Raw genomic sequence first — 13,881 nt, 5'->3', positions numbered from 1 at the left:
TAATGACAACCGCACACATAAACACAGCTACACATCTCGGGGACAGCCCGGTTGTGATCGATATACAGGGCCTTAATAAATGGTACGGGCAGTTTCACGTACTGAAAGATATCAACCTCCAGATTCGTCAGCAGGAGAAAGTTGTTATCTGCGGACCTTCCGGGTCTGGTAAATCCACCCTGATCAGGACCATCAACAGGCTGGAAGAACATCAGGAAGGTTCCATCATTGTCGATGGTGCGCCGTTGACCAATGATGTGAAACAGATTGAACGTGTCCGCCGTGAGGTAGGCATGGTTTTCCAGCAGTTCAACCTGTTCCCGCATATGACCATTCTGGATAACGTTATTTCCGGTCCTATTCACGTACGCAACATGCCCCGCAAACAGGCTGTTGATCTTGCTCATTCTTACCTTGAGCGAGTCGGCATTGCCGAGCAGGCCAACAAGTTCCCCGGACAGCTTTCCGGCGGTCAGCAGCAGCGTGTGGCAATTGCACGCGCCTTGGCCATGCAGCCCAAGATTATGCTTTTCGACGAACCCACTTCAGCACTTGACCCCGAAATGATTAAGGAAGTTCTCGATGTAATGCGTGAGCTGGCCGAGCAGGGTATGACCATGATCTGCGTTACCCACGAAATGGGTTTTGCCCGTGAAGTGGCCGATACCATGGTTTTCATGGATAAGGGCCAGATCGTGGAATATGCACCGGTAAAGGACTTCTTTACCGCGCCCAAAGAAGAGCGCAGCCGCATGTTTCTTGAGCAGATTTTGAATCATTAGAGTTTATACATGTCACTAAATTTAATTAATGAACGTCCATTGATCTGGGCGCACCGTGGGGGACGTTCCCTTGCGGCTGAAAATACTCTTGCAGCAGTGCGTAAGGCCAAAGAGGCCGGGGCGGACGGCTGGGAGCTTGATGTGCAGGTCACCAAGGACGGGGAAGTCATTCTCCTCCACGACCTGAATCTGCTGCGGTCCACCAATGCCAGTGTTCATCCTTTGTTTATCGGTAATCCTCCGGCTCTGCCGTGGAGGTTCAGCCTTATTGAAATAAAGGAGCTTAGCGCTGATATCTTCCCGCGTCGTTTCTGCCCGCCCAAGTATATTGAGCAGCCTTGGCGGGAGCTGCCGGAAAATCTTCCTGCTGATTTGCGAATTCCCACTTTGATTGAGGCCCTGAAAGTCAGCAGGGAGCTGGATATGTGGATCAATGTGGAGATCAAGGACCTCAGTAAAGCTGTCCCGGATTCACTTGCCGGGGATATTGTGGAAAAGGTGCTTGGAGTCATCCGGGCGCAGTCTATGGATGATCAGGTGGTGGTTTCTTCTTTTAATCACGATTACGTGCGCAGGAGTAAAGAAGTTGCCCCGCATATTCTTACCGGGGTCTTGACCGAGCATAAATATGCAGGAGATCCGCTTGAAGCTGCCCGCATTGCTAAAGCAGATGCTTGGCATCCGGGCTTCCGCTATCTTACTGAAGATAAGGTCAAGGCTGCGCGTGAAGCAGGATTGGCGATTAACCCGTATACAGTTAACGAAGTGGAAGATATAAAGCGGCTCACAAAGTGGGGTGTGACCGGACTGGTTACCGATTATCCGCAGAATGCATAGGTCGATTTCAAATACGCAATTAAAAAGGCCGATTCCATCTGGAATCGGCCTTTTTAATTGCGTTGTGGTACAGGTGTTTATTCCTGTGTTACTTCGCGAGCTTCCCAGCATTCATGATTAATTTCATTTTCGCTGTTGGCTACTGCGCAGGTTACGGCAAGGTCACCGGTAACGTTGGTGCAGGTGCGGCCCATGTCGAGCAGGGCGTCAATGCCGAAGATCATGGCATAGGCCAGTGCAGTGGGGGAGCCTGCGGTGATTTCCAGACCCACGGAATTAAGCACGATCATGAGCATGATTGCGCCTGCGCCGGGAATACCGGCAGTACCGAGAGAAGCCAGAACAGTGGTCCCGATGACGGTTATCTGCTGGCTGGCGGTAAGGGGTTCACCGATAGCGTAACCGATGAACAGGGCACATACACCCTGATAGATTGCGGTACCATCCATGTTGATGGTTGCGCCCAGCGGCAGGGAGAAGGAGTAGATGCTTTTGTCTACGCCCAGTTCTTTGTCGGCAACTTCCATGCTGATGGGCAGTACGCCGCTGCTGGAGCGGGTTACAAATGCGGCAATGGAAGCGGTCTTAACTTTCTTGAAAAAGCTGATGGGGTTTATCTTGAAAAGCAGCAGGCCACCGCCGTAAATAAGGAAAATGTGGCAGGCAAAAGCAAGGTAGGTTGCAATTACGACCACACCCAGAGGTCCGGCGGCTTTGGAGCCCTGAGCGCCGAAAACAACGGCGATAAGTGCGAAAACACCGATGGGAACGTACTGCAGCACCCAGTCGATGATGATGTACATTACTTCAGCAAGACCTTCGAAAAGGTAGAAAAGTGAGTCTCCTGCATTTTTGATGCGTGCGTCTTCGCTGTGGCGCAGCATGGAGATGGCAATACCTGTGATGATACAGAAGAATATGGTTGAGAGAACGTCACCGGTGGTAATAGCTGCAAACGGGTTTTTGGGGATGATGTTGATCAGGATATCGAGAAAGGATGTTGCCTTGGGGGCTGCTACTTTGAGGGTAGCGCCTTCTGCTGCGAGTTCAAGACCATTACCTGGCTGGAGAATGTTTCCGAAAAAGAGGCCGATGGCAACAGCAAATCCGGTGGTCAGCATGTAAAAGCCCATACACTTAGCGCCTACTTTACCGAGCTGGCTGGGCTTTACACTGCCTGCTCCTACGATGATGGTGGAGACGACCACAGGCATTACGATCATTTTCAGCGAACGGACCAATATATCTCCCAGCGGAGACAGGACTTTTGCTTCAGGCCCTAAAATAAGTCCTGTAATGGCTCCTAATACCAGACCGATAATGATTCGAATCAACAGGTTACTTTTGAAGTACCAAGAAAACATCTTCCCTCCTGATGTAAGTTAAGAGTGTGCTCAAATAGAATTTTCAGACAAACAAATTTTCATTTATCGAAAAAATATGTAGTATTTTGAATGAAATCCGGAAAAGTGTAGGGTTTGATAGCAGTTCTTGGTATTCTCCGCAAGTTTGAGGATGGTCCATTAAAAAAGGACCTACGATTTGCATCGTAAGTCCTTGAAAGATTCGATCGGTATTGTCGTTGAATTCTTTTAATCTTTGATCACCGGCATAGTAGTTGTCTGTCCGCGGTGGTTGCGGAAAGTGTATTCTTTATCGTTTTTATCTACACAGTAGTAGTCCGGCATAAGCGGAATTTTACCGATATTGGTCGCGCATACATACATAGGCTGGGCAAGACCGGTAGTGTGCCCTCTAAGCCCGTCACGGATAAGCTCGGCACCTTTTTCGATGGGAGTGCGAAAATGGTCGATACCGGGTGCAGGCTCACAGTAGAATACGTAATAAGGACGGATGCGGTATTGTAAAAGTTTCTGATGCAGGTGGCGGAAGGTCTCCACGTCGTCATTGATTCCTTTGAGCAGGACCATCTGGTTGCCGATGTTTACACCGGCGGTTAGCAGATCATAAACGGCCTTACGGGTTCGCGGAGTCAGTTCCTTGGGGTGGTTGCACTGGGTGTTCAGCCATACGGGGACTTCATGGTCTCCGCCCAGAATTTCGACCAGTTCCGGGGTGATGCGTTGCGGCATGGCAATGGGAACACGACTTCCGAAACGAATCATTTCGACATGGTCAATTGAGCGCAGGCTTTTCAACAGGTGATCAATGCGGTCATCTGAAAGAAGCAGCGGATCGCCACCGGTAACCAGTACATCCCGTATTTCTTCATGTTCCCTTATCCAGTCTATTCCCTCTTCCAGATCAAAGCGTAGTTCCAGATTTTTATCTACTACCAACTCCTTGCGGAAGCAGTGGCGGCAGTAGTTGGCGCAAATATCGGTGACGGTAAAGGCTATACGGTCAACGTACTGGCGGGCGATACAGTCCGGGCGTTTTTCCTCAGTGTCCCGGTTCTCTTTCCAGACCAGATAGTTGTCGAGACCATACTCATTCTTGGTTTCTTTAAGAGAAGGTATCGCCTGCATGCGGATGGGGCAATTAGGATCGTCTTTGTCCATCAGCGAAGCCATATGCGGGGTTGTCCCCCACTTGGTGTTCAAAGTGTTTATGGCCTCCTCTTCATCGGAGGTAACGTTAATATACTGTTTTAAGCGGTCAAGTGAATCAACCATGTTTTTCATCTGATCTTTCCAGTTTTCCATAAAAAATCTCCATGTTTGTTTAGCGAACAAAAGTGCAAGGGAGATGTGGCTTCGCTTTGCAGCTGCCTGAAACGAAAAAACCCCACAAAATTATGTGGGGGTAATTATGTTCCATAGATTCTGCATTTTGAGTTGGTTATATAAATAAACCGATAACAACAGGTAAAGTGGCGAAGTTGTGATCACCCTATAGGATAAAAAAGTTAATACATGATCATTTTACTTCAGGTCTTGCGGCGATGTTTTTAGTCATAAGTTGATTTATGAACGAAGAGTTTTGAAGTAAAAGTGATTTATATCTAAAAACATAATGTCAAATATTATTGTTTTCAGATGTTTTTACACTTTGTTCGTGTTTAAGTGGACGTAAATAAAGTTTATGAACTTAGTCCGAGAGAAGTTTGAACAGGTATAAGCTTTAGCCGCAAGGCTACCTATTGGGTATTCATAGGGTACTGGGTGTACCCATTTGAGCGTAGGAGGTCGTGAATCTGTATGATTGAATAAGGGGAGGCCTTAACTGTCGTTGAAGGTTGATTCGACAGCAGTTACGGGCGTTGAAGAGCGAAAGGTCCGTTTTTAGTAAGCGTTATGGCAAGGTTTGCGCTAATTCTTTTAGAGCCATTTTTTCATTTTAAATAATACCAGCATCCCTGCAGAAATTGCGCCCATAATTATGATCGATAGATAAAAGCCGTTGGGGGAATTTAGTCCGGGTATGGTCGTGAAATTCATGCCATATAGCCCGGCAATAAAAGTCAGCGGGATGAATATTGTCGAGAAGATGGTCAGGAATTTCATGGTCTCGTTCAAGCGGGTACCCATGTACATGCTGTAGGTGGTGAATAGATCACCTAGAATGTCTTTATAAATTTCCAGCGAATCCAATGCCTGATCCATCATGTTCAGTAGATCTTTCATGTATGTTGTTGTGTCATCGGAAATAAGCTCAGAATCAAGTTTATTAATCTTTAAGATAATTTCTTTTACCGGGCGGATTGATTTACGGATGTATGCAATTTCACGGCGATAAAAATTTATGCTTTCCAAATGTTCCGGACACGGCTCAGCGGTTACTTCCTCTTCAAGGTCCTCTATTCTTTCTCCTGTGATTTCTATAACTTTAAGATAGTTTTCGAGAACACAGTCCAACAGCGTATAAAAGAGGTAGTCGGTACCATTGTTTCTTATTTTGCTTTTGTTCTTTTTAAGCCGTTTGTGGATCGGGTCAAAAATGGAATTGGGTTGTTCGTTGAACGAGATCAGATACTTTTCTTGTAGGATAAAGCTGACTTGCTCGGCAAAAATCTCCTGATCGACATCTTCAGATACTAGTATTTTCATAGTAGAAAACAGATAGTCTTGATATTCCTCAATGAAAGGGCGTTGCCCTGTATCAAGTATATCTTCCAATGCCAGAGGTGAAATACTAAAGCGTTCACCGAGTTCTTTCATCAGTTCAGAATCGTGAACTCCGTCTATGTTTAACCATGTCTTTTTTGTGCTTTCAGATTCTTCTGAAATGTCGGCGAGTGAATCTATGGCTGTATCAGTCAGGCTTGAGCTGTCATACTCAATAAGCCTGAGTTCGGGCGTGGAAATTTTGTGTTGTCCTGTGAAAATCAGCGATCCAGGAGGCAATCCGGCCTTTTGGTCTTTATTTCTTAGAAATCTAGCCATAAATCCTCCTAAATTATCTTTGGCGCAGGCCTATTTAACAAATCCAAAGTATAAAAGAGCGCTTAATATTGCCAGCAGAGCACCCCAAATCGCAATAATTTTTATTGATGATGCTTTTGCCTCCTCCCGTTTCCACCAGGTCAGCGGCTGCACTCCCATAAGTAAAAAGGAAACCACACCTGAGAGATTAAGACAAATTATGTTTGCAAAAAACAAAGTGGCGGCACCGATGGCATGTGAAGTGTGTCCTGCTCCCAGAAATAAACCACAGGCACTGAGTGGCGGCAGAAGCGACAGGGCGACCATTACGCCTACTAAAGAGGTCGGGACTCCTAAAGTGAAAGAGATGATTCCGGCTGCCCCTGAAACTATTGCCAGAATAATATCTGAAAAGTCAGTCGATGCTCTTGAGATTAATTCAGAAGAGTTCTCATTTATGTCCACTCCGGTGAATAACCCTGCAATGAACGTTATGGAAAAAGCTAAAAGAATACCGGTAACAAGGGTTTTGGAGGACGTTTTTGCAAGATCGTTATCACCCAGTGTTGTGGCAAGGGACAGCCCTACGTTCGGTGCCAGCAGGGGGGCTAAAACCATTGCTCCGATTATGATGGCAACGTTGTTCTTCAATAGCCCTATGACTGCGACTATTGATGAAAATATTATGAGCAGAATGTAGCTCCGGGACAACACACATGTATCAAGCACGTCGGCATAGAGCTCTTCTCTGCTTAGCCTGTTTTGTATTTTTTTCCGGTTATTTTGAGGGTTGTCTTCCTCAGGCGGTTCTTCTTCTATTTCTTTCAGCCGCGGAAGAGTGGCTTCAACAGCAAAGACAACTATTCGGTATTTTTCTTTCCATGTAAAAAAGGACTCTAAACGATCAAGGACATTTTCGGATTCTTTCACATCCATAATGACTTTGAATGTGAGGGAGTGCTCCTCTTCATTTGAAGAAATCCAAAATACATAGCCCTCATCAGGACGATGTTCTTCAAGGGTTTTACATATTTCATCCTTATCTTCGCTCGGGGCAATTATCTCAATGACTCGAAGCGGCATGCTCTTCCCTCCTGTTTTGGCTTCCGGCTATGCGTTGCCTTTGGAAGGTTTAGCTTCAGGCATGTTCTTAACATGAATATCCAATTGCGGAAAAGCTATCTCTATGCCCTCTTTGCGGAAATTGTTATCTATCTCAAAGCGTAGGTCAGACATTGCTCTAATGGAGTAATCAATGTCATCTATCCAGACTCTTAATATGAAATCCAGACTGCTTGATCCGAAGTTACTGAAATGGACATAAGGTTCAGGAGTTGCAAGAACATGTTCGTTTTTTTCGGCAATTGCTAAAAGGGTTCTTTTTACTTTTGCAGTATCGGAACCATAGGCAACTCCCACAAGGATGTCCCGCCGCAATGTCGAACTGTTCTTGGTCCAGTTGGTCATCTGGGTTGTTACAAGGTCGGAGTTGGGGATCATGATTACTGCATTTTCAAATGTCTCAACCAAGGTTGTACGGATGTTGATTTTTTGAACGGTGCACCAGAGGCCGCTAAGCTCGATAACATCTCCCTGCTGGATGGACCGGCCAAACAGCAGGATCAGTCCGCTGATGAAGTTGTTAACGATATTTTGGAGGCCGAAACCGATACCGACACTAAGACCACCGGCAATAACGGCGATGCTTGTAAGGTTTACCCCGAGAACCCTCATGGAAATTATCACAAACAATGACCAGACACTGTAAGTGAAGAGAGTCTGCATTGAAGGTACTGCTCCGCGTTTACCTTTGGGCCATCTATTTCCGACGTGTTCTATAGAAACATTAAACGCCGCTACGCAGCTTTTGGTTATAAAGAACAGGACAGCCAAAGAAACAATGCTCCCTATTGTCAGGGAGAATCCATAAATGTTGATTTGTCTGGCCATGACATCATCAATGGCAGTCGGCCCCAGAAATATTGACAGCCAGTAGTAAACAATCAAAAAGGCTATCCCCCAGCCTAGAGGGACCGCCAGCCCGCTGATCAGCCCCTTGAGCAGCTTTTCGCCTTTTTCCGTACTTACAAACAGAATCTGTCCCCATAGTCTTCCAAAGGAACGTATGAAAATTCCAAGGCACAATAGAATAGCGACCAGACAGGCCATTCTTCCGAAGCCCAGAAAAGAAAGGATAACAAGTGGAGTAATGAAGCTTATTTTCTGAGTTGATCGAACAAGTCCCTTGAATCCGTTTTTGCGCCATGCGGTTGTGGAGCTGACTGTCCATGAACCCAAGGTGAATAATAGAAAAAATATAGTAATATATTTACTGGGGACGTGCAGTGATACCATCGCCACACTTATAAATAGCAGCACACTCATTCTGAAACTGCCACTGGTGACTAAGAATCTATCACGAGACAGGAATTTGGACAGGCGTAAAATAGAATAAAAGAAGACGCAGAAAACAAAATATAAAAAGAGTTCCAGTGTTCCTGTAAACACAAGGATATTAGCAATGCATAAAGAAATACTGAATAGAGCGGTAAAAGTGTAAAATCTTATCTTTCTATGTTCATGGAGTATGGAATATCGCCATGTGATTGTTTTTTGCACTAATCCTTTAATTGAAAAACAAATGAAAAGGACAACGATAAAAACAGATAAATGTTTGAGCCAGTCGTTTTTGTAAATTTGCAGGGCAGCCGTAAATTCGGCTCTTCTCAGTTGGGTCCAATTGTGCAGAGAAAAAGATGTTTCCCAAAAGTCAGAGCTGAATATCGGAGTTTTTCCTGTCAGCAGATAAGCTTTCCAGAGCTGGAGAAGGTTTTGTTTTTCGCCTTTTTCAAGCTTCTCTATCCGGTCAAGCATCCGTACGCCTTGTGCATCTAAAAGGTTGATGCGTGAAAGCTGCTTTTTGGATTTTATACGCAATTGGGAAACTGATTTGAATCTTTCACGATATATGGCGATCAAATCTTTAGGGGTTCCCTCCGGCATGCTGGAAGCCAGCTGTTCAAAGGATTTCAGAACTTCAATTCTGGACAGGCATTCAGATTTGGCGTTTCTGAGTTTTTCGACGATTTCTTGAATGTCATCTCTTAAATCATTCAGAGTGTTTTTTACAAATTTCCTTTCTATCGGGGAGTTTGCAGATGCTCTTTCAGAGATAAAAAGAATTTGTGAACGTTGCAGCAGTATTGCAAATTCTTTTTGCGACTGAACAATCATATCCTCAACGCTCGCATAGGTGGCAAGCTCTTCTGCCTCAAAAGCCTGATAATTCTGCACCCTGCTCCGTAAAAAATCATAGTCCTGATTCGCAAGTGCTGAAAAAGACACGCAAAGTCCTAAAATTATTAAACCAAAAATTAAGACTATTTTGGGTGCGGTATACTTTTCCTTAGGCATTATTGAGGGATCTCCTTACTTTTTGTGCATATTATCTCAGTAAATTAATCGATTATATACACCACTGTTCGATGATTTCGCAATCCAAACAATAAGTTGCTTTCAAGATAATAACTTGCCGTAAAGTCCATATCTGTTGATTTGCTTCTGATTATGCGGCAAGTAATTATCTCCAATGATCCTTAAACTGACTGCTTGTCTACATGTGAGTGTTTAAGATAATGGGAAAAAATAAAAAAGATTGGGCCAGATTATGGAAGCCTGTAAAAGAGAGCAGGGTGTCTCTTTACAAGGCGGAGATCCAGACTTTTTCATTCAAGAAGCACAGCCATGAGAGTTATGCCTTGGGTGTTATTGAAGATGGTGTCCAGCAGTTTCGACTCGGTGGTGCCAAGCGTGTCGCTCCGGCTTCGGCAATGATTGCGATAAACCCCGGTGAGGTCCATGACGGTGAATCCGCTGTTCCTGATGGATGCCGCTATCGTGTTGCCTACTTTAATGATGAGCTGCTCAGCGATATTTTTTTCGGTCTTTATGGCGATAGGCGTAGTGTTTCATATTTTAAATCGCCGGTACTCTTTGACCGGGATGTGTCTGCTGCCTTACTCCATGCCCATCAATTTATGGAAGGGGTCCAGAATAACATGCTGGCTGCTGAAAGCCTGATGATGCAGGTTGTTGCGGAAGTCTTTTTGCGTCACGGAGATGAAAGCCGGTCTCCATGCCCGGTTATACGCAATACAGAAGCCGTGAAAAAAGCTATAAACTATATCCGTAAAAATGCGGCTGAGAATATTTCTGTGAATGATATTGCCGCTGTTGCAGGGCTTTCACCATATTATTTTTTGCGGCAGTTCAAGGCCATCACCGGCCTCCCTCCTCATGCCTATCTCATGCAGTGTCGAGTTTATCTAGCCCGTAGAGCAGTGGACCAAGGTGTTCCGCTTGTTGATGCTGCTTTACAGGCCGGATTCGCTGATCAGGCTCATTTCTCACGCAGCTTCAAAGCGATTCACGGATTTCCTCCCAGCCAATATCAGAAAGATTTGCATATCTGATCCGTATATTGACTTCCACTAGCTCAAATGTGATTTAGAAGTATGCAGAAATATTTATACGATCACATGGTTAGGTCTCTGCTCGCAGCTGGCTTTTTGAGTGCCGTACTTACTCTTTTCTTTGCCTGCGCAGCGCATGCAGAATCCAAACTTCCCTTCCATCCCGGAGAAAAAATTGAATACAATCTTTACTGGACTGTATTTCATGCCGGATATGCGGAGCTGACCACATCAAAAGGTAACGGGACATCCGGTCCTATATTCAATGCAACGGCCCGCACAAATGATTTCGTGGATGTGTTTTACAAGGTGAGAAATCGAATTGAATCCATTACTACTCCGGGCATGGATTCGGCTCTTTATTATTTTAAAAAACAGCGCGAAGGGGACTACCATAGGGATATAACCTTGCGTTTCGACTGGAATACCTTTTCAGTAACCAGATACGGTTCAGACGGGACTTTTCGCCAGAAGTTGCCCATCTATCCCGGCGAGCATGATCCTTTGTCCATTCTCTTTTCATTTCGTACCCAGCCTTTGGAAGAAGGTTACGAGTTTGTCTGTCCGATAACAGACGGTAAAAAATCAGTCATTGGCCGGGCTATGGTTACGGGAAGAGAGACCATCACTGTTGCAGGTAAAGAGTATGATACGTTCGTGGTTGAGCCTGAGATTAAAGATCTGGGCGGCGTTTTCAAGAAAAGCCCGGACGCGACACTTAAAATGTGGTTCACGGCGGATGAATTGCGCATTCCGGTAAAAGTTAAAAGTGAAGTTTCAGTAGGTCATTTCTCTGTGGAGCTTTCAAAATACACTCCCGGTGATCCAGAGGTAGAATTCTGAATAAATGATGCAAAAAGGCGTCTCTGTTCTTGTTATTTTTGAGTGTGATTGTGCTTAAACATACTCGACTGATTTTCCCATAACGAAAAAGGACTTAAGAAATATTTCTTAAGTCCTTGAGTTGAATGGCAGCCACGAGCGGCCTTTAAATTGCTCAACTCTTCTTGTCAGAAGATATTAAGTTAATATCTTTAGGAAATATAACGGATTTGTTGGCGTTCCAATTCGATCCGATCGAAAATAGATTGCATAATTCGCTCGTATAACTCATTGCCGAGCAATTGATCCTCAACGCCGAAATCGACATTCGGGTTGTCATTTACCTCGATTACATAGGCTTTACCGCCTATCTCCTTAAGATCCACACCGTAAAAGCCGTTTCCGATAAGCGATGATGCCCGTACCGCTGCCCTAAGAATTGAAGGCGGCACCTGATCTATGCGGACGGCTTCATGCTGGCCGCTGAAACCGACTGTGTCGGATGAATTCCAGTTGTATATTTGCCAATGATTCTTCGCCATGAAGTATTTGCATGCAAAGATCGGCTTGTTATCGAGAACGCCGATGCGCCAGTCATATTCCGACACAAGGAATTCCTGAGCGATAACCAGATCTGATTTTTTCAGCATTTCATTTAACCGTTCCTGCAACTCGGATTGAGAGTCAACTCGATATACTCCCTGTGAGAATGAGCTTTCAGGAAGTTTCAGGACCAGTGGAAATACTAATGATTGAATGCGTTTATCAGAGATATCTTTCTTGGTGAGTAACCATCCGCGTGGCTGCCAAATCCCTTCGCTGACAAGCTTTTCATAGAGGAATACCTTGTTTGAGCAGAGCATTATGGACCATGGATCGTCAATTACGACAAGCCCTTCGGTGTATGCGTGTCGAGATATGGCATATGTATGGTCTTCAATTGCTGTTGTTTCTCGAATAAACAGGGCATCAAACTCGCATATTCGACGTTTGTCTGCCTTTGTAATGAATTCCACGTAAAAACCGACTTTTTCCGCTGCCTTCCTGAACCGATCGAGTGCATCCGGGCAGGATGGGGGAGTTTTCTCTTCAGGGTTTACCAGTATTGCCAGATCATATTTAAAATGCTTGAGTCGTGGACGGGTATAGCGTTTTTTCGAACTGTATTCTCCCAAAGCTTCCTGCAGCAAATGTTCATTTTCAGCCATAATATTTTTCACAGACAGCACTTTGATTTTCTTTACAGTCCAACGTTCTTTGAATTGAAGGCATAGGCTGAAGAATGGAATTGAAAAGAGGCGGAACAACTTTTGAGCCAGCTCATTAAATCGCTGATCGCTGGATTTGCCCATGATAATTGTAAGGGTGAAGTCCTGCTCTGTTACGAGTGACAGCTTTGCCGCAAGATAATCCTCTATTTCATCAAGGAGACTTTGCGCCACCATTGGGGTTGTGGCATCTTTCATGTTCACAACGGACGGAATAACCATGTGATTGCGTGCGTTAGCCAGCAAAGATACATAATATCCCAATGAGTGGATCTTGTAGGAATTACAGATGTTCAATACATGAAATCTGTTGGATTTGGCATAGTTCTGGTCCGAAAGGTAGTCTTGAGCAGAGCATAAAGTCAGTTCCGAAGACCATTTCTTCAATGATCTGACATCATCTGTCACTATGAGCAATCTGTCCTGAACCGTCTTTTTGGCAGATAGCACCAGAGACATCCTGAGCCCGGATTCTCCCGGGCCATAGTAGTCTGGCAGGGCTCTTGCCGCCTCAAATCCAAATTTACTGTACCAGTCAATCAGTCTCGGATTGCTAATGTCCGCTTCAAGTGAAATTCGTTCATATCCATGACTGGATGCGAAGTTGATTATGTGTCTGATGAGTGCTTCGCCGACTCCCATTTTTCTATACTTTCTGTCGATGGCCAGCGAATATATTCGAATTGAACGTTTGTAATGGATAATTACGGCTGCACCCATTTTAACGGATTTTTTCCGTCCGGGAGAGGTTTCGATGATTAACACCAGCTGGCTGGCGCTGGATATGCTGTTTTGCAGGCTACGCTTTGAACTCTGACGTTTCTCCGCAAAGCACTCACGTTCAAGCTGCATTACAAAGTCTAAGTCGTTAGGAACCGCCTCCCGAATGATATGGGATCGGCATGAAGTGTGATCCACTCCGTGTATCAGGCTCACGTATTTCTCCGTTGTTAAATTCGCCCGCCCAAAGTCAGGAAAGACCTATCGGGGCAAATAACGAATATACCTAACACGGGTTTCGGTAAATAAAATTGGATAAAAATAAAGTAAGTCCATTCAATTGGTTGTGGCCTTATTCAGTGCTGGTGGTCTTCGTTTGTGGGCAGGTGTACCCCGACACTAGGTATTAACACAGGAAGTAATACGGGACTATCCGGGATTAACCGGGAAGATACGGGAGCTTAGGTAGGATTTGAGGTTGAATTTCGGTCAAATTGTTTTTGACACTAAAAATGCCGTGAACTTGTGTTTGCGGCATTTGCTTTTGTCACTGTCGGTGGTCAGACTTTAAAAACTGTTTTGCTTCAAAAATAGAGCAAAATAGTTTTATTATTTTTCGCAAAGATATTGCTAAAATACTAATAGTATATTTATA

10 protein-coding genes are annotated in these 13,881 nt (G+C 44.8%); 4 read left to right on the top strand and 6 right to left on the bottom strand.

Annotated features, from left to right (window positions below; genetic code table 11):
* Positions 1–2 precede the first annotated feature (2 nt).
* Both ACNI23_RS10355 and ACNI23_RS10350 read left to right on the top strand, forming a co-directional pair.
* Positions 3–782 (top strand): amino acid ABC transporter ATP-binding protein, encoded by a 780-nt coding sequence (locus ACNI23_RS10355; protein WP_420248487.1) that lies wholly within the window; start codon positions 3–5, stop codon positions 780–782.
* A gap of 9 nt (positions 783–791) precedes the next feature.
* On the top strand, positions 792–1,619 hold the full coding sequence (locus ACNI23_RS10350) for a glycerophosphodiester phosphodiesterase (protein WP_420248485.1): 828 nt from the start codon (positions 792–794) through the stop codon (positions 1,617–1,619).
* 77 nt (positions 1,620–1,696) lie between these two features.
* On the opposite strand, the gene ACNI23_RS10345 is transcribed toward ACNI23_RS10350, so the two are convergent.
* From ACNI23_RS10345 to ACNI23_RS10325, 5 genes are all read right to left on the bottom strand, one after another.
* Positions 1,697–2,983: a dicarboxylate/amino acid:cation symporter gene (locus tag ACNI23_RS10345; RefSeq protein ID WP_420248483.1), complete on the bottom strand. Its 1,287-nt coding sequence runs from the start codon at positions 2,981–2,983 to the stop codon at positions 1,697–1,699.
* A 228-nt stretch (positions 2,984–3,211) separates the two neighbouring features.
* Positions 3,212–4,285: a KamA family radical SAM protein gene (locus ACNI23_RS10340; RefSeq protein WP_420248481.1), complete on the bottom strand. Its 1,074-nt coding sequence runs from the start codon at positions 4,283–4,285 to the stop codon at positions 3,212–3,214.
* Between the two features lie 615 nt (positions 4,286–4,900).
* Entirely contained in the window at positions 4,901–5,965 is a 1,065-nt protein-coding gene (gene corA, locus ACNI23_RS10335) for a magnesium/cobalt transporter CorA (protein WP_420248480.1), read from the bottom strand.
* A 30-nt stretch (positions 5,966–5,995) separates the two neighbouring features.
* The gene (locus ACNI23_RS10330; protein ID WP_420248478.1) at positions 5,996–7,027 is read right to left on the bottom strand and encodes a TIGR00341 family protein; all 1,032 of its coding nucleotides are present in this window, start codon (positions 7,025–7,027) and stop codon (positions 5,996–5,998) included.
* A 27-nt stretch (positions 7,028–7,054) separates the two neighbouring features.
* Entirely contained in the window at positions 7,055–9,289 is a 2,235-nt protein-coding gene (locus ACNI23_RS10325) for a mechanosensitive ion channel family protein (RefSeq protein ID WP_420248476.1), read from the bottom strand.
* A 290-nt stretch (positions 9,290–9,579) separates the two neighbouring features.
* Here ACNI23_RS10325 and ACNI23_RS10320 point away from each other — a divergent pair, with 290 nt between their 5' ends.
* Together ACNI23_RS10320 and ACNI23_RS10315 are read left to right on the top strand one after the other, a co-directional pair.
* On the top strand, positions 9,580–10,416 hold the full coding sequence (locus ACNI23_RS10320; RefSeq protein ID WP_420248475.1) for a helix-turn-helix domain-containing protein: 837 nt from the start codon (positions 9,580–9,582) through the stop codon (positions 10,414–10,416).
* 42 nt (positions 10,417–10,458) lie between these two features.
* Positions 10,459–11,259 carry a DUF3108 domain-containing protein gene (locus ACNI23_RS10315; RefSeq protein ID WP_420248473.1) on the top strand — a complete coding sequence of 267 codons (801 nt, stop codon included), beginning with the start codon at positions 10,459–10,461 and terminating at the stop codon, positions 11,257–11,259.
* A gap of 191 nt (positions 11,260–11,450) precedes the next feature.
* Here the strand turns inward: ACNI23_RS10315 and ACNI23_RS10310 are convergent, their stop codons facing one another.
* Positions 11,451–13,442 (bottom strand): GNAT family N-acetyltransferase, encoded by a 1,992-nt coding sequence (locus ACNI23_RS10310; protein ID WP_420248471.1) that lies wholly within the window; start codon positions 13,440–13,442, stop codon positions 11,451–11,453.
* Positions 13,443–13,881 lie beyond the last annotated feature (439 nt).

The sequence above is a fragment of the Maridesulfovibrio pacificus (SeqCode) genome (assembly GCF_048612815.1).
Taxonomy (GTDB): Bacteria; Desulfobacterota; Desulfovibrionia; order Desulfovibrionales; family Desulfovibrionaceae; genus Maridesulfovibrio; species Maridesulfovibrio pacificus.
This window is presented reverse-complemented; position numbering and strand designations above follow the sequence as displayed.